Raw genomic sequence first — 23,573 nt, forward strand, 5'->3', positions numbered from 1 at the left:
AAAAAATTAGTATAATTCTAAGCAAAAAACAAGAGGGCGTTTTATGGGCAAATATAAAGTAAGATTGAGACCTCTTCCTTCTTTTAGAGAAGAGGTTTTATGCATGATGGGATGTCCAATACGTACGGATAGCGGTAAGTATGTTCAGAATGTTCATGAGGGTAAGTACGAGGAGGGATACATAATTGCACGATCTCCCAATCCCTTTGCCTCTGTGTGCGGCAGGGTATGCGCTGCTCCTTGTGAAGATAACTGCCGCAAAGGGAAGGTTAACATAAATGAGCCCATATCTATTCGTTCATTAAAAAAATTCCTCTGTGAAAAATATGGGGTTGAATCCAATCAACCCGAGACACAGAAAAAATTATTTGAAGGTGAAATGCCCTATGCTCATAGATGGAGCTGGGATGCACCCGTACTTGTAAAGCAGGGGAAAATAAATAAAAAAGTAGCAGTCCTTGGTGCCGGAGTTGCCGGTTTGTCATGTGCACATGACCTTGCTTTAATGGGATATAAAGTAACGGTCTTTGAAGAATCGGAAAGAGCAGGCGGTATGTTAAGGTATGGAATCCCAAGATATCGTTTACCTTCCGATGTGCTTGATCAGGAGATAGAGGCGGTTGTTAATCTTGGAGTAGAGATAAAGTATAACACAAAAATAACGAAAGAGTTTGGGATCAGTGAACTTAAAAAACAAGGTTATGAAGCCATTTTTATAGCGGTCGGGACGCAGCGGGGACGCGATCTAAACATAGACGGCGTAAACATGCAGGGCGTTATAAAAGCCATTGATTATCTTGTCGGAGCAAACAAGGGAAAACAATTCTATCTTGGTAAAAAGGTTGTTGTAATAGGGGGCGGACTTGTAGCTTTGGATGCAGCGAGGGATGCTTTCCGTTTAATAAAAGAAACCATTCAAAAAGAAGTTTCAATAAATTATCCGGGTGAAAAAGATGAACAGACATCTGTGCAGGGGATGTTTGAAACACTCGATATCGCAAGGACAGCTATTCGTAGGGGTGCTATAGAAGTTGATGTTGTCAGCCTTGAATCGTTGGATGATATGCCAGCTGCCAGGACCATACAGGGAAAGGCTGAGCTTTTAGAAACAATAGATGAAGGCATTAAGTTCCTTCCTTCATGGGGACCGAAAAGCATTATCGGTGAAAACGGAAAGGCAAAAGCTGTTGAGTTTAAAAAGGTATTGTCTGTGTTTGATGAGAACGGCAGGTTTAATCCAAAATTTGATGATGCGGTAACAAAGGTAATAGAAGCAGATTCTATAATCTTAGCTATCGGCCAGGCTACGGATCTATCCTTTTTAAGAGAAGAAGACAATATAAAGATAGCTGGTTCGGGTGTTATAACAATTGATAAAAACACATTGTCATCAACGGCACCCGGGGTGTTTGCAGGCGGAGACTGCGCATTTGGTCCGAGAAACTTAATTGATGCGATCGCAAACGGTAAATTAGCAGCAAGGTCCATGCATGAATACCTATCAAATAAAAAACAGGAAGTAACGTATAAAGTAGAAGTAGAAGTATTGCGGACAGAGCAATATAAAATGCCGGACGATTACGATATAAACAGAAGAAAAACCCCGCCGGTACTTGATGTAGACGAGAGAATTGGTTTAAGGGAATTAGAGCAATCATTTACAGAAAAAGAGGCCAGGATTCAGGGGGGAAGATGTCTAAAATGTCATATAAGTCCGATCTATGACTCTGATCTTTGCATAATTTGCGGCAGATGCACCGATATATGTCCGGAAAATTGCCTTGAATTTGTAACGCTTGAAGAACTGGAACTCAGTAATGAAGATAAAGCAAATATATATAAAAACTTACAATACAAAGAAAATGAAAATGTAACCGTGTTTTTAAAAAATGATGAAAAGTGCATTAGATGCGGATTGTGCGCGATTAGATGCCCTACTAATGCAATAACAATGGAAAAAATTATGGTCTGGGAGGAAGTAAATGTCTGAAGATAAACTCAATAAAAATGATTATAGCCCAAAATTAGAGATTACACGCAGAGGTTTTTTGTCTTTAATCGGACTTGGTTTTTTGGGCGTTATTGGTAGTCTTGTGCTGCAGGGTTTTTCTGCCGTGAGATCTATAATCCCGAATGTTCTATACGAACCGCCAAAAAAGTTTAAAGTAGGCCCGCCGTCCAGGTTTTCAGAAGGTGCAACATTTTTGCCGGAAAGATTGTTTATAATTAACAACAATAACGAATTCCATGCTATTTCGGCAATATGCACGCACCTTGGATGCACTGTTAACCTTGCCCAATATTCACCGCCAAAAACTTATATATCACGAAGAACTGGTAAAACAGTAGACGAGACCTTTGAGTTCCATTGCCCCTGTCATGGTTCAAAATATAGAGAGAACGGCAATGTTTATGCAGGACCAGCCCCATTGCCATTGCCGTGGTATGAGCTTTCTTTGGCACCGGACGGCCAGATAGTAGTTAATACGGACAAAATCGTGGATCATAATTTCAGATTAAAGTTATAAAACTAAGTATTTAAAAGAGGAGTAACAATGATAGAAAAGCTTAGGAAATTAAAAAAACAACTAACATGGACTTATGTTCCGGAAACAGAAAGAGAGGCATCGGATGCGGTTGTAAGAAATTTTGTTCTTCACTGGTTCCCGTCAAAAGTTACATCTAAGAGTCTGTCTTTCTTATACACATTAGAACTTGGAACTATATCCATATTATTATTTGCAATATTACTCATTACCGGAGTTCTTTTAATGTTCATGTATGTGCCTTCTGTAGGGCAGGCTTATTGGGGAGTAAAGGATATTGAATATGTGGTTTCTTTTGGTCCTTTTATAAGAGGTATACATAGAATAGCAGCAAGCCTTATGGTAGCAGTGGTGTTCCTGCACATGATGAGAGTTTTCTTAACAGGGGCTTACAAAAAAGGCGGGAAAGCTATTGGCAGTTTTAGACCGTTAAACTGGTGGATAGGTTTAACACTTTTGCTCGTTACAATGCTCCTTTCTTATACAGGCTATCTGTTACCATGGGACCAGTTAGCAGTATGGGCAGTAACGATAGGGATGAATATAGCTAAATCAGCCCCTTTTATAGGAGAAAAAATCGCCTTTTTGTTAAGGGGCGGTACTATTATAGATCAGAATACTTTACTTAGATGGTATGTTGCCCATGTTGTTTTATTGCCCTTATTTGGCGTTATTTTAATCGTATGGCATATGTGGAGAATCAGAAAAGACGGCGGTTTGGGCAGTGTGGAATCTTTAGCTGAGGAAAGGATTGTTAAAGATAAAATAGTTCAAAAGGGCAAGACGTACAGTTTAATGGGTATTGTAACGGGTGCAACACCAGCCATCATTTCCCATAATGTGCAGGGTGATACATATTTTTCTTCCCCACAGCTCACACGCAGGATTTTAATTGTCTTTACAATTAGTGCTGTTATCCTTTTAGGTATTGCCTTCATATACAAAGCACCTCTTGAAGCACCAGCAAGCATGATTATACCCCCTAACCCGGCAAAGGCTCCCTGGTATTTTTTATGGCTACAGGAACTTGTCGCCGATACAACAATAAGGATTGGAAGCTTCACAATAAGCGGCGGTTTTGTGGGGGGTATATTGGTTCCAGGTGTTTTGATCCTTGCTGCAGTGCTCTGGCCGTTCTTGGATAAAAGCGGTCCGGAAGCAATAGGCGTATGGTTTCATAAAAATAGGAGGCTGCAAAACACAGTTTTTATCCTGACGGTATTGGTAATTATAGCTCTGATTTTTGTCGGCAGTGATATGCGTGGTCCTTATTGGAAGCTTTATATGCCATGGCAAACATGGCCTAAAACGCCTACAAAGTTTTAAACAAATAGAAAAGGAGACTCAAGAATGGAGCGAAAGGATTCTTTACTTTTATTTATAGGTGGCACCTTATTATTAATACTTACACTTGCAATGATCTATAAAGAAACTCACCCGCAATGGGAAAGTTATCAAAAGCAATTTGTAAAAGTAGCAAGCACATATATAGGCGAAGAAAAAGCCAGAAAGGTAGATCTTGGGTTCAGACAAATATATATACCAAAACTAAGACGTGTGGATAGATGTACAATCTGTCATTTAGGTTATAATATCCCAGGATTAGAAAAAGCTGTGGAGCCTTTTACAACGCACCCTGACCTGCCTTTTATGAAATATCATCCGTTTAAAAAATTTGGATGCACCCTTTGTCACGGCGGCCAGGGTTATGCAACAAAGCTGCCCGATGCTCACGGTAATGTATCAAACTGGAATGTTCCTTTGTTAAGCAAAAGACTTGGAATAAAATACGGGTTAGCAGAGCCGGGACATATTATGGAAATCAATTGCAACCGATGTCATAATGATGATCAAAGCACCCAATGGATGGATTACATCAACTCGGCAAAAAATCTTGTTAAGCAATATAATTGTACTTCCTGTCATACTATCAACGGCAAAGGCGGAACAATAGGACCTGATCTAACGGATGAAGGAGATAACAATCCGGAGAACTATAACTACAGTAATGTGAAGGGTGAAAAAACATTCTTTAACTGGTTATATCAACATTTTAAAAACCCCGCCAAAGTGAGCAAGGGAACTGTCATGCCTAATTTTAATCTAAGCGATAAAGATGCACAGGCACTAACAATGTTGGTCCTGAGTTTTAGGCATAAAAACCTGCCCTATTCCTACATACACATTCCCGCTTCACAGCCTGTAACCGTAAGTGCAGTGGTAAAGAAGACAACCAAGATGGCGTATAAGGCTAAGTCGCCAAGAAATGAAGAGATGATAAGTGGGGCTCATCTAATGAAAAAGTACGGATGCACTGCATGCCATACCACCAATGGCTCTCCGCTTGTAGGACCTTCTTACAAAGATTTATATGGAAGAAAAGAAGTTGTGATAATTAACGGTAAAGAGAAACACATAGTTGTTGATGCCGCATTTATCAGAAACAAGATTCTTAATCCAGGTGCTACTGATGTAAAAGGCTTTCCGCCGCATGTAATGCCTTCGTTTAAGGGTAAACTTAACTCCAAAGAGATCAATGAGATCATCGAGTATATAGAGAGTCTTAAATAAAGAAGGGGTGTATATGAAAATAAAAACAATACTCTTTAGTATTTTTTCCATTGCTTTCTTATTTTCTATTAGCTATGCGCAGACTCTTCCCGAAAACCCGCTTGCAGGCAGAATCGTTTTTGAAGAGAAAGGGTGTATCAATTGTCATTCCATAAATGGTGTAGGTAACCATGTTGGTCCTGATTTTGGAGAGCATCTCTTTTTTGGAACGGGCTATAAATTGGCAGCGTACATGTGGGATCATTCCTATAAAATGGTTCCAAAGATGAAAGAGTTGGGCGTCAAGAGGCCCGTGTTTACAGGGAACGAATTTAAAAAATTGCAAACGTATTTATATTTCGTCCGCTATCTTGGCGAGAACGGGGATATAGCAAAAGGGAAAGAACTGTTTGCGCAAAAGGGATGCAATATCTGTCACTCAATCGGCAATAAAAACAGTGTTGGAATCAGACTTGATCGGATGAAGGTTTATCCCTCTCCGCTTTATCTTGCACAAAACCTGTGGAATCACTCTCCACTCATACATGAGAAAATCAGATCAATGGGCATAACAATACCAACATTAACATCAAGTGATATCGTAAACCTTGCAGCCTATCTGCAAGCGGTAAACTATTTCTCAAAACGGGAAAAACAATATTTTTACCCCGGTAATCCTGAAAAAGGAGAAGAGTTATTCAAGAAAAAACATTGCTATTATTGTCATATACTAACAGGAACCGGTCCCAACCTTAAAAAGTTAACAATGAATAAGAGTGTTACAGAGATAGCAGGCATGATGTGGAATCATTCTGATTTTATGCAGAGAAAAGCAATGGAGCTTGACATTAAATGGCCCACATTCCACGGTAATGAAATGGCTGATATAATCTCTTACCTCTATTACATAAACCCGCCTCATGTAAGTGGCTCAGAAGGAGACGGCAGGCTTCTTTTTAAAACGAAGGGCTGTATAAATTGTCATTTTGCAGGCAACAAAATGCATGCGCCTGTTTTTACGGAAAAGAAGTATTATGGCAGCAAGAATGAGTTTTTTGCATCCATATGGAATCACATACCTAGGACAGAAGCAGCATTTTTATTGAATGGTAAAAGGCTTCCGGATCTGACAGCTTCTGATGTGAAATCGCTTTACCTGTTTTTGAAAAGGTAGGGCAGTAAGATGAATATTATTTTTCAGAGACGGGTAAAACATATTATTGCATAATCGTATTTAATACAGTACAAATAACATATATGAGATTTAAAAATTTACCGAAGACACTTATCATGAAGAACAGAAAATCAAAGCTTCAGGATAAATTAAAAATAGAGAAGACAAAGAAAGATACAAAGAAAAAATAGCACTCAATTTCAGGTTAATCGTTATCACAGATATTGACGGCACCATGCCGGATTATTATGCGTACGCTTAAAAGTCTATGGTAGAAGGTATTTGACTACCTAACAAGTACAATATCCCAATTTTATTCTCTGGTAAGCTCAAATCTTCTTTTGAAGCCGGATGGCAAATATGTTGACATAAACATGAATAATGTTGTTAAAATTGGTATCAAATAAATATATGGTTTTACCACGGCAATCAAAAATTATTAAAAAAGAAGGGTTGTATAATGAAGTATAAAACGGTATTAGAAATGTTCTGGGATAAAGTAGCTGAAAAACAGAACAAGGTGGCAATCAAATACAAAAAAAATGGTATATGGCAGGATATATTATGGAAAGATTTTGGCGAACAGGTAAACTGGCTTGCAAAAGGGTTTATTGAACTCGGCATAAATAAAGGGGATAAGATATGCATACTATCGGGAAACAGGCTTGAATGGTATTTTGTAGACCTTGCCTTATTGAGTATAGGTGCCATAGACGTTCCTGTATACCCAACAAGCACCCCATGGCAGATAGAGTATCTGATCAATGATGCTCAGGCAAAGGCTGTTGTTGTATCTACGGCAATCCAGTACAGTAAGATTATCCAGATAAAGAATAAACTCAAAACCCTGGAAGGTATTATTGTTATGGATCCGGATCAAACCTTTAAAGAGAATAATGCCATATTTGACAGGGGCGGATTACAGTCTAAGTACAAGAGGGCAGAGGATGGTATATTATCACTTGCCACGCTTATCAACAAGGGCAGGACGTCCGTTCTTGATAACGAGCTAAAGAAAAGAACAGCATCCGTTATGCCGGATGATCTCATGACGATTATTTATACCTCCGGCACAACAGGTGAGCCTAAAGGCGTTATGCTTACGCATAACAATTTAATATCCGATATAGAGGGGCTTGAAGACAGGGTTACAAAATACATGAGAGAGGGAGAGCTGTCGCTGTGCTTCCTGCCGCTTAGCCATTCTTTTGCAAGGACAGCAGATTATTATGCAATGATGTATTTTGATGTAACAATGACTATAGTAGAGAGCATGGAGCAGCTTATCCAGAATATGCAGGAGATCAAGCCCAGCGTTATGGTCTCAGTTCCTGTGGTATATGAAAAGACTTATGCGAATATTGTGGGTGAGGTAGAACGTGGGAGTACAATACATAAGAAGATTTTTCATTGGGCAGTTGACATAGCAAACAGATTTATAGATTATAAATTTAAAGGAGATAGCATACCATTACCACTCAGGCTCAAGTATGCAGTGTGTGACAGTCTTGTCTACAGTAAGATGCGCGAAAAACTGGGCGGAAGGATAAAATACTTTGTATCCGGGGGTGCACCACTTTCACCTGAGATTGGCAGGTTCTTCTATGGTATAGGTATAAATATAGTGGAGGGATATGGACTTACAGAGGCATCACCGATCCTGGCATTGAATGAGCCTGATTCTATAAAGTATGGAACAGTCGGCAAGCCGTTGAAGAACAGCACTATAAAAACAGCACCTGACGGAGAGATTCTCGTAAAGGGACCAATGATAATGAAGGGTTACTATAACAAGCCGGATATGACCGCAGAGGTCATAGACAAAGAAGGATGGTTACATACGGGAGACATGGGCTTTGTGGACGATGAAGGATACCTGCACATAACCGACAGGAAAAAAGACCTTATTGTAACAGACGGAGGCAAGAATATCGCACCGCAACCTATAGAAAATATGCTTAAAATAAGCAGGTATATAAAGGAAGCCGTCATGATAGGTGATAAGAGACCCTACTGCACCGGATTGGTATTGCCGGATTTTGAGGCATTATATGAGTATGCAAAGGACAATCATATAGCGTACAAGAGTAAAGACGATCTCATTGAGAAGCGGGAGATCCAGCAGCTTTACAAACAGATAATTGATGGGGTTAACAATCACCTCGCGCGGTATGAAACGATAAAAAAGTTTAAGCTTCTGGCGGAAGAGTTCTCGGAGGCTACAGGTGAAATGACTCCTACGTTGAAGATCAAAAGAAGGATAGCAATGGAAAAGTATAAATCCGTAATTGAGGAAATGTACCGGGATACATCAATAAATTTGTAAAAACCTGGAATCAGGTTTTTCTATTTTATCTTTGCGGTTAATAAGGGTTATGGAATCTGTAAGGCTGCGGGCGAGCAAGATATAAAAGCTGATCTATCCGATGCAATATATGAATAAGATTATTTTCCTTGATAGAGACGGAACTATCAATATAGAAAAAGGATACATAACAAAAGTACATCAACTCAAGCTATATGATCATGCAATAAGAGCTATACAACTTCTAAGGAAAATGGGCTACAGGATCGTTATTGTGACAAACCAGGCAGGCGTTGCGAAGGGCCTGTTAACAGAAGATACCTTGGAGCAGATTAATAAAACCTTACTTCGGATGCTTGACTCGGGGAATACGTCTGTCGACAAATTGTATTACTGTCCTCATCATATAGAAGCCACCATACCCGAATACAAAAAGGACTGTAACTGCAGAAAACCAAAAACCGGGATGATCGAACGTGCGCAAAAAGAACTCGGGATTGATCCGGCAGGTGCCTACATGATTGGAGACAAGGCATCAGACATAGAGCTCGCGAAAAACTTTGGAGGTAAAGGCATACTTGTTTTAACAGGTTTCGGGAAGGAGGAGTTAAAAAAGGTTGAGGATAAAGCCCTTCAGCCCGTTTATGTTGCAACAGATATTCTTGATGCCGTTGAATGGATAAAAGCGGAAACGCAGCATTCATAAATGAAACAATTTTAGAAGCTTTTTTTCTTATTATTATAGGTATGATCTCAAGGCTGGTTGGTTTTGTTGGGGATGGAGACAGCCGCATATTTTCAAAACTTGTATTCAACATAACCCTTCATTAAAAGGTATGGTAAAAATGTTCTTACGCCCCCTTTAACTGCGCTATTTATAGGACTTGTTTTCCCATCATCTATCCGTTTGCCGGGATTCATCATGGACGCATTTAATATGATTGCTAATATAACAACACCTTTTATGATGCTTGTTGTAGGGATGAATCTGACAAAGCCCGTAAGATTGCATACCCTTCCATTTCTAAGCTGTGCAAGCATTATAAAACTTGCAGTTATGCCCGGTGTGATGTACCTGCTCGCAATTATTATGAGCATACCGAATTTCCCTATGAAGATAATGGTCTTGCAATCTGCAATGCCGGCAATGATGACCAGTGTTTTTTTTGCACACGTATACGATCTTGATGAATCCCTTGAGGCGCAGATTGTTTTCGGCAGCACATTTATAAGTTTTTTCAGCCTTCAGTTTGTATGAAAAATGCTTGCATGATATTTTGTTTGATGTTTTGCTTGAAGCCTATTAAATCATAAGCAATGTCAATGAGTCCTAAAATTAAAGATGATATAATTTACTGGCTTGCCTTAAAACAGGTGCAGGGCATAGGAAATGTAATATATAAAAAGCTTATCAATGCGTTTAATACACCTGACAGGATATTCAAGGCACCCATAGAGGAATTAAGAAAGGCAGAGGGCATACCGGAATCCCTGCTTGAACGTATCAAGGCTTTTAACAGCTTCGAGGAACATGAGAAGGAACTGCAGGCAATTAAACATCTGGATGTGTCAATAATAACTTTTAACGACGAAAGCTATCCTCCATTATTAAAACAGATAAATGACCCTCCGCCGTACCTTTATGTAAAAGGGGATCTTTCAATAAAAAATAATAAGGTTGTCGCTGTTGTAGGTACAAGATACCCTTCACCTTATGGACAGACAGCTACAAAAGAGCTTGCACAGAGGCTTGTGGAGGAGGGATATACAATTGTAAGCGGTATGGCAAGGGGTATAGATTCAATGGCACATAAATCGGCAATCGACAATAAGGGCAGGACCGTTGCCGTGTTTGGATGCGGTATAAATGTTGTATATCCGGAGAGTAACAAGGAGCTTTCAAAAAAGATTATCGATCATGGTGCTTTGATAACAGAGTATTCTATCAATACACCTCCTTTGCAGATGAATTTCCCTGAGAGAAACAGAATCATCAGCGGCATGGCTACTGCTCTGATCGTTGTCGAGGCATCTCTTAACAGCGGGACCATGATTACGGTTTCACACGCACTCGATCAGGGCAGGGAGGTTTTTGCAGCGCCTGGTCAGATATATTCTATGATGAGTCAGGGGACAAATAGACTAATAAAACACGGCGCAACAATGATTGATTCTATCGATACACTCATTGAAGAACTCAACAATTTAACATCTTTTGAGGACGAAGATAAAAGACCTCAACAAGTACCGGATGCTTATGTAGATATTTTAAAATACATTTCGAATGAACCCGTTGCCCTTGATACGGTAATCTCACAATCAAACATTGAAACTTCAAAAGTAATGAGTATCCTTACAGAGATGGAACTCAATGGTTTTGTGAAACAGCTGCCGGGTAAAAGATACATAAAAATGGAGTGAACATGGCAAAAGAAAAATACCTGATTATTGTGGAATCACCTGCAAAGACAAAGACGCTCAAGAAATTTCTTGGAAATGAGTATGAGGTTGTTGCGTCAATGGGGCATATAAAAGATCTGCCTAAAACAAAACTTGGCGTTAATACAAAAACATTTAAAGCAGAGCATGTTATACTTAAAAACAAAGTAAAGGTCCTATCAGCCATAAAAAAGGCAGCACAATCAGCTTCCATTATCTATCTTGCACCGGATCCGGATAGAGAAGGGGAGGCCATTGCATGGCATATAGCCGATGAACTGCATGGTTTTAAAGGACAGATTCACCGGGTTATGTTCAATGAGATCACACGTCAGGCAGTTATCGGTGCAATCAAGAATTACGGTATACTGAACAAAAACATGTATGAATCATATCTTGCAAGGCGCATCCTGGATCGCCTTGTAGGGTATCAGATAAGTCCTATACTCTGGGAAAAGATCAGAAGAGGTTTAAGCGCCGGCAGGGTTCAGTCCGTAACAGTGAAGCTTATATGTGACAGGGAAAAAGAGCGGCAGGCATTTGTATCTCAGGAATACTGGACAATTGCTGCGGTTTTTATAACTAAGACCGGGGATAGCTTTGAGGCCAGGCTTTTTAAAGTAAACAATGAAAATATAAATATACCCGGTAAGGAGCAGGCCGACAGCCTCGTGAAAGAACTTACATCACAAAGATTTGCTGTTATCGATGTAGATGTTAAAGAAAGAAAATCGTATCCATTGCCGCCTTTTATAACAAGCACGATGCAGCAGGAGGCAATAAAAAGGCTGAGGTTTACAGCGGATAGGACAATGAGGATTGCTCAAAAACTTTACGAAGGTATAGACCTTGGTCAGGATGGTGCTACAGCATTGATAACATACATGAGGACCGATTCCGTAAGGATTGCAGATGAGGCGCTGGCAGCTGTGAGGGGACACATAGCGGCAGCTTATGGCAGTGAGTATCTGCCGCCAGGGGCATTGATTTACAAAAACAAAAAAACCGCTCAGGACGCGCACGAAGCAATAAGACCGGCGCACTTTGATTTGCCTCCCGAGAAGATAAAAAAATATCTATCATCTCAAGAATATGATCTGTATAGACTTATATGGAACAGGTTTGTTGCGAGCCAGATGCAGCCGGCGGTATTTAAACAACTCTCCGTTTTGATAAATGCAGGTAGATTTTTATTAAAAGCGACGGGAGCAACACTCATATTTGACGGGCATCTTAAGGTTTACAATGAAGAGAGGGAAGACAGCCTTTTGCCTGAGATAAAAAAGAATGATGAACTAAAACTCAAACATATAAAACCGGAACAGCATTTTACAGAACCGCCCCCAAGATACACTGAGGCATCTCTTGTGAAAGAACTTGAAGAAAAAGGCATTGGCAGGCCATCAACCTATGCAACCATTTTAAGTACAATACAAAAGCGGGAATACGTTGTAAAAGAAGACGCAAAATTTCTGCCGACGGAGCTTGGTACGCTTGTTACAGACATGCTTGAGAAAAACTTTCCGCAGATCATGGATATCGGATTTACAGCCAATATGGAAGAAGAATTAGATAAAATAGAAGAGGGTACCGAAACATATATAAATCTTTTAAAAACATTTTATGACACATTTCAGAAAACGCTCTCCAATGCGGATAAAAAGATGAAAAACATGAAAAAGATTGAAGAAAAAACAGACATTTTGTGTGAAAAATGCGGTGCACAGATGGTTATAAAATGGGGAAGGAACGGTATGTTTCTTGCGTGTTCAAATTATCCGGAATGCAAAAACACAAAAAATTTCAAAAAGGATCAGAACGGGAAAATAATCATTGTCGAGGAAGAGAAGTCCTCGGAAAAATGTGAGCTGTGCGGTTCTCCAATGTTTATAAAGCGTACAAAAACGGGTGTAAGGTTCATTGCATGCTCAAACTACCCGCAGTGTAAAAACACAAAGCCATTCACTATAGGCGTTAAGTGCCCTGCATGCGGGGCTGAGGTTGTGGAACGTTCTACAAAAAGCGGCAGGATATTCTATGGGTGCAGCGGCTATCCCAAATGCAATTTTATTTCATGGAACAGACCTGTGAATGAGGCGTGTCCAAAGTGCGGTTCAAACTATCTTATCGAAAAGTATAATAAAAAAGAAGGCAGAATCATAGCGTGTCCCAATAAGAATTGCGATTATACAAAGAAAATTGAATAGATGAAAAAAAGTATCACACCTTTAATTCAACAGTACCTTGAAATAAAGGAAAAATACAGAGATGCGATCCTGTTTTACAGGCTAGGGGATTTTTATGAAATGTTTTTTGAGGATGCAATTAAGGCGGCTCCTTTACTCGATCTCACACTTACAGCAAGAGACAAAGATGCGGCGGAGCAGGTCCCTATGTGCGGTCTGCCTTATCATGCAGCAGCGCCTTATATAAAAAGGCTTATTGATAACGGATTGAAGGTTGCGATATGCGAGCAGATGGAAGATCCGTCCTTCGCAAAGGGCATTGTAAAAAGAGAGGTAATAAGGGTTGTAACGCCGGGTCTGATCTACGATCCAGACATGCTTGCAGCGAATCAAACAAACTACATCTCTGCTATCCTGAAGAGACAGGAACTTTATGCAGTAGCGTTTTTTGAGTTTACAACCGCCGAGCTTCTTCTGTTGGAAACAAAGGATGTGGAGCAGGTTTTATCCGAGATAAGAAAGCTTATGCCAAAAGAGATGTTGTATGAAGACGGCTTTTTGCCGCTTCACATATTAGAGCAGTTTGGAAATGAGATCCCTTTTATTATTACCCCATTATCAAGAGAGAATTTTGTATGGGATACTGTAAAAGACAGATTGTTAAATATTTGGGGTACGCAGATCTCTATTGCGGGTGCGGGAGAACATGATCTTGTATTATCTTTACTGGCAGCTTTGTTCCGATATCTTGAGGATACAAAAACGCCCATAAGTAATGTTTCAATGAGGGTACTGGTGTCCTCGCAGTACCTCTATCTGGACAGCACCACGATAAGAAACTTAGAGCTTTTCAACTCAATCATAGAAGGTTCCGAGAAGGTAAGCCTTATAGGCGTGCTTGATAAGACCATTACCCCGATGGGCGCAAGGATGTTAAGAAACTATTTAAGGTTTCCCTCTATTTCAATTCTCGAGATCAGAGAGAGACAGTCGGTCGTGCAGCACTTTTTTGAAGAGCCTGTTTTAAGGAATGATGTAAGGCAAAACCTGAAAGAGGTTGGAGACATAGAGAGGGTTGTCATAAAGGCTCTTAACATGACTATTACACCTCAGGCACTCGAAAGATTTGTGAATTCTATAGACGCTGTTAAAAACATCAAATCGCTTATCAAGAAAGATATATCTCTGCTGATAAGATTATATGAAAGTATAGACACAATTGAGGATATAAAGGCTGCCATAAAAGACACTGTTCAAATTTCAGAAGACCAATCAATTCATGGCTGGTTTGTAAAGCCCGGCATTAACCGCGAACTTGATGAGCTAAAGGCTCTTGTAAAAGACGCAAAAGGCTGGATAAGGCATTTTGAGAAACAGGAAAGAGAACGTACCGGGATAGGTTCATTAAAAATCGGTTATAGCAGTGTGTTTGGTTATTACATTGAAGTTACAAAGGCAAATTTAAAACTTGTTCCCGATGATTATATAAGAAAACAAACCATAGCAAGCGGGGAAAGATTTATTACTCCACAATTAAAAGATATGGAGGTTAAGCTTTTAAGTGCAGAAGCCGATATAAAAAACATGGAGAATGAGTATTTAAAGTCCATGGTTTCAGGTATCGCAGCAGCTTCATCCCGTATACTGAAAACGGCATCAGCAATAGCAAGTGTCGACGTACTTTCAACTTTTGCGGAGATCGCAGTCAGAAATAATTATGTAAAACCCATAACAGAGGAAGAGGACTCAATAGATATAAAATCTGGCAGACACCCTGTTATAGAACAGTATATCAAAGACAATGCATTTATACCAAACGACATAATGCTCAATTCAACAAACAGGCAAATCATCATACTTACAGGTCCAAACATGTCGGGGAAATCCACGGTCATACGGATGACGGCACTGATCGTATTGATGGCCCAGGTTGGTTCTTTTGTTCCCGCATCATACGCGAGAATAGGAATCGTAGATAGGATCTTTGCAAGGGTTGGGGCATCCGATCATCTTGCAAAGGGCCAGAGTACGTATATGGTAGAAATGGCGGAAACGGCAAACATACTCAGTAACGCAACGAAAAAAAGTCTGATCATTCTTGATGAAATCGGCAGAGGGACAAGCACCTATGACGGTATAAGTATTGCGTGGGCAGTGCTTGATTATATAGCAAACGATCTCGGGGCAAAGACCCTGTTTGCAACACACTATCATGAACTTATAGAGTTTGGTCAAACCCATCCGGCGGCTGTGAACCAATCGATCCCGGTGAAACAATGGCAGGGTAAACTGATCTTTTTAAGAAAGGTTGTGGATGGAGGCTCGAATGAGAGCTTTGGCATTGAAGTTGCAAGGATGGCGGGGCTGCCCCTAAAGGTAATTACGCTCGGACGGATGATCTTAAAAAAGCTTCAGGATGGAGAGATAGATAGCCTTGGCAGACCGAGACTGGCACAAACCGATGAAACGATCCCTTTACAGCTTGGATTATTTAAATCAGGAAACTCAGAGCTCTATGATATGCTTGGAAGCATAGATGTGGATAAGATAACGCCGTTAGAGGCATTGCAATACATTGTTAAGATGAAAGAAATTATTGAAAAACAAAAATCCGGAGATAAGGTTTGAAACGGTGTAAAACACCCTATATCGTTTATGTGGTATCAATGGCAGTCATTGCTGTTGCTCGTTATACGCATGCATTAGACCAGTACCTGGGGACAATAGCTGCCGTATTGTTCCTCTACATACCAGTAATGATACTCTTCATAAAAAAGAAGTCACCGGAGTTATACGGGCTTGGCAAAAAAGGTATGCTCAGCGGCATGATTAAGGCAATAGCAATGGTTATAATCATATTTCCTCTGTACAGTACAGGTTTTTATTTTTATATGAAATGGTTTTATCATTTAGCCATGACATTATCTTTTATACATACATTATCCATACTCAGGTTTGCATTCTATGACCTATTAATGGTTGCAATACCGGAAGAGGTTTTTTACAGAGGCTATTTACAATCAGAATTAAAGCGGTGCGACAGGAAAAAATTCCATTTTGCCGGTATAGAAATTGGCGTGTCCTTTGTTATTGTAAATATACTTTTTGCATTAGGACATCTTATTGTGATTCAAGATATAGCAAGACTTGCTGTATTTTTTCCAGGACTGGTATTTAGCTGGTTGAAAGAAAAGGATTATAATATATCCGGCTCAGTAACATTCCATTGGCTCAGCAATGTCCTGTCATTCCTGCTGTTTAGTATGCTTAGATAGCCGATGTGGTATGTGCATCGCATGTGTAATCATTGGTATTAAAGACGGACATCCCTATGCCGGATTTGCCAATGATTTGTGTAAACGCTTGATAGAGAATAATTCCTGACAGTCTCAAGCGCTTCCTGTCTCTAACCGGGTGAATGTCGCGGGTTTACAAGGGACTCAAACAGCATTACGTAATCGTCCGTGACCTTGTCCCAAAGGTAAGCAGCCCTGATCCTGTCCTGCGCCTTTCTTCTCAGTGATGCATGCAGTTCTTTATCGTTAAGCAGCATGGAAAGCTTCTCCGGTAGTGAAGTGCCGCCTGTTTTGCCGTCATACACAATGCCTGCATCCGCTGTGACCTCAACACTCGAAGGTATATTGTTCACGATCACCGCATTGCCTGCCGCAAGTGCCTCGATAAGCACAGGATGGGTGCCGCCAACCTCTGAGGCAAGTACGTAGATGTATGCATTCCTCATAAGGCATTTATAGTCCTCACCAAACACATAACCCAAGAACATAATTCTTTCATTGTTAACAGACAGCGCCTTCAATTCAGCCTTGTACCCATCCGCATAAGGTGCATCGCCTACTATCACAAGTTTTTTGTTTGTTTTGATCACCCTATAAGCCTTTATCAGCTGATGGGCATTGTTCTCTGGCACAAGCCTTCCAACATAGAGTATGTACTCATCAGGTTCAAGTCCGTATTTTTTTAGTGTTTTTGTATCATCCGAGATACGATGATCAAGCTCTGTACCGTAAGGTATGAAGAAGCTTTCAGTATTGTAATGATCTCTATAATACCTTTTTACCGCCATTGAATCCGCAATAACAATATTCGGGAAAACGGTTGCCAATCTTTCGCTCGCTTTTAAAAACCATCTTGCGAAAATACCCCATTTCTTCCTTTCCCAGTCCGCTCCGTCAACATTTAAGATAACCTTGGCACCCGCGGCTCTCAGGATATAAGATACTATGCTATTCCCGACACCACATATATAAACTATATCGTATCTTTTGAATATGCCGTGCATCACGGAGAGAAATGTGTGCGTTATTGTGTCGAGATGCTTTGTGGGTATTGTAGGCAGGCTTACTATCTTTACGCCTTTGTATGAATTACCCCTATACTTTACATGCGTTGAGCGATTATAAACCGTGACATCATGACCTCTCCCTGCGAGTCTTGTTGAAATGCCCTCAACGAATGTTTCAAAACCGCTGTAGCTTGCGGGAATACCCCTTATGCCCATAAAAGCTATCTTCATAATACGGTAACGATCGTGGTACCTGTATTAAAGACGGGTCTGTTAAAACAAAACAGGGCTGTTCCATGAATCGCCCCTGCAATAGAATGCATATGTGTGTCCTCTATACGTTTATATTCAGACAGCTTCCATTATTTTTCTTGTTATGAAGCTCTATGCGTATATTTTTTTCCATGCTCAGTATTGATTGATCTCTATGTCAGAGAAAAAATAATGGATCTCGCTTTTAGCGTTTTCCATACTATCGGAGCCGTGAACAATATTTTGCTCGATATTCTCTGCGTACGCATTTCTTATAGTTCCTTTTTCTGCTTTTTTCGGATCTGTTGCACCCATTATCTCTCTTACCCTGTTAATAACATTTTCTCCTTCAAGCACCATAACGACCGCAGGTCCTGAAGACATAAATGCGGTAAGACTATTAAAAAACGGCTTGTCTTTATGTACACTATAAAATCCGTTTGCCTGTTCTTTTGTCATATTAACCATTTTTATAGCTACTGCCTTTATACCTTTTTCTTCAAACGCCGATACAACCCTGCCGATGATCTGTTTTTTCACTCCGTCCGGTTTCACAATTGATAATGTTCTTTCCACACTGCCTCCTTATGTTTAATTTAACAAACATGATACCACATTTTTATAAGCTTCCGCGCATAAATTATTGTAATCACAAGAGATACGACGTTTGTTAAGGTATATAATTCCCATGCCTTTCGTACCAAGGTATCTTATTTAAGATGAATTTTTATGTCAACAAACAGAAGAAATTTTATAATATGGTATTACACGATGCCCGGTTGCCGACGAAATCGTTTACCCATTTACGGAATAAGCCCAAAGGCATGCAATAAAAGATTCTTCCATGCAGCCCGGTTGCCAAAACTATTCGAATAAACTGAAAACTTTAGAAAATCAAGTATTCTCAAAACAGCTTGCCCCTATAAGCCTGAATGATAAACGAGCCGAAGAGTATTAAGAAGACCGAAACGAAGATAAAGAGCAGAGGGAATGTCATCTTCACTGGTGCCTCCATTGCAAGCTTTTCTGCCCTCTGAAACCTCTTTGTCCTGTACTCCTGCGACTGGATTCTCAGTGTCCTTGCAAGCCCGGACCCGAGCTCCTCACTTTGAACAATCGCATTTGTAAGTGATGTTATCTCAGGGATGTTCATTCTCTTTGCCATATCATTTAATGCCTCTTTTCTTGGCTTACCCATTTTTAATTCCTGAAGAAAATGGAACAGCTCAAGGCTCAGTATACTTTTTTTTGATTTTTCAACAACCCTGCTAACGCTGCCTGTAAGATCAAGTCCGGCTTCTATTGACAGCGTTAGCAGGTCGAGTATGTACGGGAGCTCCTTCAATACGGCAATTCTTCGCCTTTTGTATCTTTCTCTAAGCCACAAATCGGGATAGAAGAATCCGGCAATACATAGCATCAGTGCCGCAAATAATGAAAAACCCATGATAAGACTTATGATAAGCATTGCTGCTGCAAATAATTCCTTGATCGTTAGAAATTCCTCCGGTAGTAAAGACAATGGCTCGCCCGCAAGTATCAGCCGTTTCTTTGCACGAGAAAAATAGCTTTCAAGTCTGTTTTTTGGATGCAAACTTATAATAAGCCTTGAGAGCTTTACAAATAATCTGTATGAAGGGCTTTTCATAAGCAGCGTGCGATCCGACCTTTTCTTTATGCCTTCGGGTTTATCAGGCCTTTCAAGAAAGGCTATTATAATGAGATACGCACATATACCAAAAAATATGTTTGTTAAAAACAGATATAATATTATCATACATCTATCCTTATAATCTTTACTATAAAGAACGCCCCTATCCCCTCAAACACCATAACAATAAGAAGGATGAGCCATCCGATTGGATCTGTAAAAAGCGGTTTTATAAAATTCGGATCAAGCTTATAAAGCACAAGCCCAAGAGCAACCGGCATAAGCCCTATTACTATGCCCTGCATCCTGCCCTGAGAAGTCAAAGCCTTTATCTTGCCCTGAATGGTGTTTCTTTCTCTTATTGTATCCGTTATCCTATCAAACATTTCTGATAGATTTGCCCCAACGTCCTTCACAACGTTTGTTGCTGTTACAAATAACTCCACATCCTCACTCTTAACCCTCTTGGAAAGATTTATAAGAGCCTGTTCAAGCGGTGTGCCGAGTGCGATCTCCTTAATTACCATGGACAGCTCCTGTGATATCGGTGCAGGATACTGCTCTGCAACCCTTGCTATTGCCTGCTGTAATGATAAACCCGATTTTAGTGCATTGCTTATAATACCGATTGCATCAATAAACTGTTCATTGAATATTCTGATCCTTTTTTTACGAATAAATATGATCCACACCTTTGATATAAACAGTCCTAAAGGTGATACAGCAATACCTGCTATTATGCTTGATGTGAAAATGCTTACCAGTGCAAATGTAATAAAAGATATAAAGAGATTAAGATATAGAAGCCTCTGTGGTGTAACACTCATATAAAGGCTATCGAGCTCTTTTACCTGGCTTATTACCTTTAATTTATAAATATCAATACCATGCTCAAAACGGTCAATTCCCTCAGTAACAAGTATGAACATACCCAATCCTGCAAATATAGAACTCAGTATAATAAATATGATCACAGGAAAATCTCCTGAGGTACACTGATATTAGATGCCCTGAGTTCTTCTATAAACATTGGAACAAAGCCTGTTGATCTGGCTGTATAATTGATCTTATTATCCGCCATAGCCTTTGTCTCAAGAATAAATATATCCTGCAGTACTATAATGTCTCCCTCTATTCCCTGAACCTCTGATATAGCGGAGAGCCTCCTTGAACCGTCTTTAAATCTTGTTTGCTGAACAATAAGATCAATAGCTGATCTGATTTGTTCCTTTATTGCCCTTATCGGTAATTCCATACCGGACATAAGCACCATTGTCTCAAGTCTTGACAGTGCATCTCTTGGGGTGTTCGCATGCAGGGTTGTTAATGAGCCGTCATGTCCGGTATTCATTGCCTGAAGCATATCAATCGCCTCACCACCTCTGCATTCTCCTACTACAATTCTATCAGGCCTCATCCTTAATGCATTTCTCACAAGGTCTCTTATAGTCACAGCGCCTTTACCTTCTAAGTTTGAAGGCCTTGCCTCAAGAGATACTACGTGAGATTGATTTAATTTAAGTTCTGCCGAATCCTCTATTGTTATTATACGTTCATCTTCAGGAATAAAGCTTGAAAGTACATTGAGCAATGTTGTTTTACCGGAACCAGTGCCGCCAGATACAATGATGTTCTTTCTTGCTGTTATTGCTATCTTTAAAAAATCAGCCATCCTTGAAGTGAGCGAGCCAAATCTTACAAGATCATCCATCGTGTAAGGCTTTTTTGAGAATTTCCTTATGGTGATCGTTGGTCCTTTTATTGCAAGCGGCGGAATAATTACGTGCACTCTTGAGCCATCCTTCAACCTTGCATCAACAGTTGGGGAGCCTTCATCAACCCTTCTACCAAGCGGAGATACGATCCTTTCTATTATGTTTAAAACTGCCCTGTCTGAAGAAAATCTTAATAATGTTTTTTCAAGTCTGCCTTCCTGTTCTATATAGATTTCATCCCTTGCATTAACCATTATTTCATTTATCGTTTTATCTTCAAGCAGGGATTCAAGAGGACCAAGCCCCAGAGCCTCATCAATTACATCCTGGATCAACTTTGTCTCATCCGTATGATCAGGTAATAACCCGCCTGTTTCCAATTTTGTAACGATATTTTTTACGATGACTACTGCCTTTTTTCTAACTTCTCCTGTTTCAAGTTTTGCAAGATCAATATTTTTCAGATCCAGTTCTTCAAGCAGTTGTTTATGGATCTCGATCTTATGTGTATCAAGTTCTATTGCAGGTTTAGCTGTATACTCGGGAGAACTTTCTTTTTCATGAAACGGAGGTTTAGGAATTAAAATGTTTTTGATTAGAACTTCATGATCTCCTATTTTGAGTTTATCATTTTGATTTAATTTTACCGGGGCTTTTAGCTTTTCATTGTTATAAAACGTGCCGTTTGAGCTCTCCAAGTCGGCAGCAAACCAGATTGATTCTTCCATGTATATCTTTGCATGCCTTCTTGAACAAAGATGATCATCAAGCCTTATATCGGCATCATTTGCCCTGCCGATGATAATTGTCTTATCTACAATTTCTGTTTTTATAAGCCTTTCTTTATGAAAGATTTCTATCTCCAGCATTTTTAGTCCAATGGATCATATCCAATAGATTTATCTGTCTCATTGTATCTTTTTTTCATCTCTTTAATCTTTCTATCATCAATACTTCCAGGGCTAATGATCTGAGGGGTTAAAAAAACAAGGAACTGGGACTGAGACTGCTGATACTTTCTTGATTTAAACAACTCACCGATAATAGGTATGCTTCCAAGAACAGGGAACTTGGCAACTGTTTTAAAGCCCTTATCGTTGAGCAATTCGGAAAGCACGAGCGTCTCTCCTTGAACAAGGTTTACAACCGTTTCTGTTTTTCTTGTCACAAAGGCGGGCAGATTAATACCATTCGCCTGAACAGCATTGCCCATGTCTATATCGCTTGTTTCCGCATGTATTTTTAAACTGATGTTGTTAAACTCATCTGTTGATGGCTCTATGTTAAGTATCACGCCAAATTCTTTCCAGTTAACATTTGTCTGGCCAAGCGCTGATGATGTCGGAATAGGTATCTCACCCCCTCCTATAAAGCTTGCTTTATCACCCGATCTGCAAACAAGTACAGGATTACTCAAAACCCTGCCGAGATTATTCGTAACAATAAGATTGAATAAGAAGACGAAGTTGGTGAGTATTGAACCGCCTATTGAAAAAGAACCCATCGTGGGCTGGCCCTGAACAGGAGGCATTGTGCTGTTAAAATTGAACTTGTGTGTAATCAGCTGAGGCCAGCCAATGCCGATATCCTTTAAAAAACCCTTATCAACCTCCATCATCTTGACATCAATCTGAACCATCTTATCCATGCGCACATCATTTTTTTTAACAAAATTAATTGCCTGCGGATAAAGTATGATTATCTGTTTAATACGCTCGTAATCATCTGCTCTGATAGCCTGTCCCTCAAGTACAACCCTTTGACCAATCACATTTACCTGTACGCCTTCTACGTCATGCAGCAAAGATTTAATGTCTCCTGCGATAATTCCTGGGTTTTCAGCACTTACGCGAATAGAATAATCCTTTTTCTTCCCTGTCAACTGCCACATTGATAGGTTTGTTGTTCCGCTTGATAATGCAGTTATCAGGATCTGGTGTCCGCTGATCACCTTGACGCTTGCTATTGTTGCATCACCAATTGCAACTTTTGATATCTGCGGCTCATCTATGACCCTGCTTTCGCCCTGAACGAGTGTGAGTATTTTATCTGCATAGGTAGTTCTGGCAGTGAAGAACAGAAGAAACAAAATACTGATAGTGCATAAACCCAATAATACAATTTGGCCACAGGGGCGATTCAACGAATCGCCATTTTTTTGGGCGACCCGCCGGGTCGACACTGCATATTCGTTCAACGCAGTGATCAGGTTATTAACCATCTAATCACCGCCCTTTCCTTTGATAATTCTTATATTTCTCTCATGCTGTATTTTCTGAAGCTTACCTATCTTCATAATATCCTGCCATTCAATAAGAGGCATATTTTCTTCTGTTCTTATGTTATCTACATTCCTTAAAACAAAGTTCAATCTCGCTCTCTCCGATGCAAATGTGAGAATCTCTCCCTCAACAGGTGAAACAGCAAGTGTTAAGGATGAATAGTTGTATGC

At 39.9% G+C, this 23,573-nt stretch carries 19 protein-coding genes; 11 read left to right on the forward strand and 8 right to left on the reverse strand.

The annotated features are described in order from the left end of the window. Positions 1-43: 43 nt before the first annotated feature. The 7 genes from M1381_09130 to gmhB all read left to right on the forward strand — a co-directional run bounded on the left by M1381_09130 (position 44) and on the right by gmhB (position 9,281). On the forward strand, positions 44-1,990 hold the full coding sequence (locus tag M1381_09130) for an FAD-dependent oxidoreductase (protein MCL4479240.1): 1,947 nt from the start codon (positions 44-46) through the stop codon (positions 1,988-1,990). Further along, on the forward strand, positions 1,983-2,528 hold the full coding sequence (locus tag M1381_09135; protein ID MCL4479241.1) for a ubiquinol-cytochrome c reductase iron-sulfur subunit: 546 nt from the start codon (positions 1,983-1,985) through the stop codon (positions 2,526-2,528). The genes M1381_09130 and M1381_09135 overlap by 8 nt, the downstream gene beginning before the upstream one ends. 27 nt (positions 2,529-2,555) lie before the next feature. After that, positions 2,556-3,872, forward strand: coding sequence for a cytochrome b N-terminal domain-containing protein (locus M1381_09140; GenBank protein ID MCL4479242.1), 1,317 nt, complete (start codon positions 2,556-2,558; stop codon positions 3,870-3,872). Positions 3,873-3,896: 24 nt separating this feature from the next. Next, positions 3,897-5,117 carry a c-type cytochrome gene (locus M1381_09145; GenBank protein MCL4479243.1) on the forward strand — a complete coding sequence of 407 codons (1,221 nt, stop codon included), beginning with the start codon at positions 3,897-3,899 and terminating at the stop codon, positions 5,115-5,117. Between the two features lie 13 nt (positions 5,118-5,130). Then, positions 5,131-6,270, forward strand: a complete 1,140-nt coding sequence (locus M1381_09150; GenBank protein MCL4479244.1) for a c-type cytochrome — start codon at positions 5,131-5,133, stop codon at positions 6,268-6,270. 460 nt (positions 6,271-6,730) lie between these two features. Then, positions 6,731-8,596 (forward strand): long-chain fatty acid--CoA ligase, encoded by a 1,866-nt coding sequence (locus M1381_09155; protein ID MCL4479245.1) that lies wholly within the window; start codon positions 6,731-6,733, stop codon positions 8,594-8,596. 109 nt (positions 8,597-8,705) lie between these two features. Continuing rightward, complete coding sequence (gene gmhB / locus M1381_09160) at positions 8,706-9,281, forward strand: D-glycero-beta-D-manno-heptose 1,7-bisphosphate 7-phosphatase (protein ID MCL4479246.1); 576 nt, start codon at positions 8,706-8,708, stop codon at positions 9,279-9,281. A gap of 92 nt (positions 9,282-9,373) precedes the next feature. Here the strand turns inward: gmhB and M1381_09165 are convergent, their stop codons facing one another. Then, positions 9,374-9,799, reverse strand: coding sequence for a hypothetical protein (locus M1381_09165; protein MCL4479247.1), 426 nt, complete (start codon positions 9,797-9,799; stop codon positions 9,374-9,376). 99 nt (positions 9,800-9,898) lie between these two features. Here M1381_09165 and dprA point away from each other — a divergent pair, with 99 nt between their 5' ends. The 4 genes from dprA to M1381_09185 are packed head-to-tail and all read left to right on the forward strand — an operon-like array spanning position 9,899 to position 16,475. Then, a complete protein-coding gene (dprA, locus tag M1381_09170) occupies positions 9,899-10,996 on the forward strand; it encodes a DNA-processing protein DprA (GenBank protein MCL4479248.1) in 1,098 nt (365 codons plus the stop codon). Positions 10,997-10,998: 2 nt separating this feature from the next. After that, positions 10,999-13,221, forward strand: coding sequence for a type I DNA topoisomerase (gene topA / locus M1381_09175; GenBank protein ID MCL4479249.1), 2,223 nt, complete (start codon positions 10,999-11,001; stop codon positions 13,219-13,221). Next, the gene (gene mutS, locus M1381_09180; GenBank protein MCL4479250.1) at positions 13,222-15,828 is read left to right on the forward strand and encodes a DNA mismatch repair protein MutS; all 2,607 of its coding nucleotides are present in this window, start codon (positions 13,222-13,224) and stop codon (positions 15,826-15,828) included. Continuing rightward, positions 15,825-16,475, forward strand: coding sequence for a CPBP family glutamic-type intramembrane protease (locus M1381_09185; protein ID MCL4479251.1), 651 nt, complete (start codon positions 15,825-15,827; stop codon positions 16,473-16,475). Before mutS ends, M1381_09185 begins: the two co-directional genes overlap by 4 nt. A 131-nt stretch (positions 16,476-16,606) precedes the next feature. Here the strand turns inward: M1381_09185 and M1381_09190 are convergent, their stop codons facing one another. From M1381_09190 to M1381_09220, 7 genes are all read right to left on the reverse strand, one after another. Further along, complete coding sequence (locus tag M1381_09190) at positions 16,607-17,734, reverse strand: glycosyltransferase (protein ID MCL4479252.1); 1,128 nt, start codon at positions 17,732-17,734, stop codon at positions 16,607-16,609. A 177-nt stretch (positions 17,735-17,911) separates the two neighbouring features. Next, positions 17,912-18,331 carry a nucleoside-diphosphate kinase gene (gene ndk, locus M1381_09195; GenBank protein ID MCL4479253.1) on the reverse strand — a complete coding sequence of 140 codons (420 nt, stop codon included), beginning with the start codon at positions 18,329-18,331 and terminating at the stop codon, positions 17,912-17,914. Positions 18,332-18,659: 328 nt separating this feature from the next. After that, a complete protein-coding gene (locus M1381_09200; GenBank protein ID MCL4479254.1) occupies positions 18,660-19,532 on the reverse strand; it encodes a type II secretion system F family protein in 873 nt (290 codons plus the stop codon). Further along, entirely contained in the window at positions 19,529-20,380 is an 852-nt protein-coding gene (locus M1381_09205) for a type II secretion system F family protein (GenBank protein MCL4479255.1), read from the reverse strand. The genes M1381_09200 and M1381_09205 overlap by 4 nt, the downstream gene beginning before the upstream one ends. Beyond that, positions 20,377-21,990: a Flp pilus assembly complex ATPase component TadA gene (tadA, locus tag M1381_09210; GenBank protein MCL4479256.1), complete on the reverse strand. Its 1,614-nt coding sequence runs from the start codon at positions 21,988-21,990 to the stop codon at positions 20,377-20,379. Before tadA ends, M1381_09205 begins: the two co-directional genes overlap by 4 nt. A 2-nt stretch (positions 21,991-21,992) precedes the next feature. Further along, positions 21,993-23,342, reverse strand: coding sequence for a pilus assembly protein N-terminal domain-containing protein (locus tag M1381_09215; GenBank protein ID MCL4479257.1), 1,350 nt, complete (start codon positions 23,340-23,342; stop codon positions 21,993-21,995). Continuing rightward, the coding region (locus M1381_09220; protein ID MCL4479258.1) for a hypothetical protein at positions 23,343-23,573 on the reverse strand (231 nt) is incomplete at its 5' end.

It is taken from the genome of Deltaproteobacteria bacterium, from assembly GCA_023382265.1.
Lineage (GTDB): Bacteria > JAMCPX01 > JAMCPX01 > JAMCPX01 > JAMCPX01 > JAMCPX01.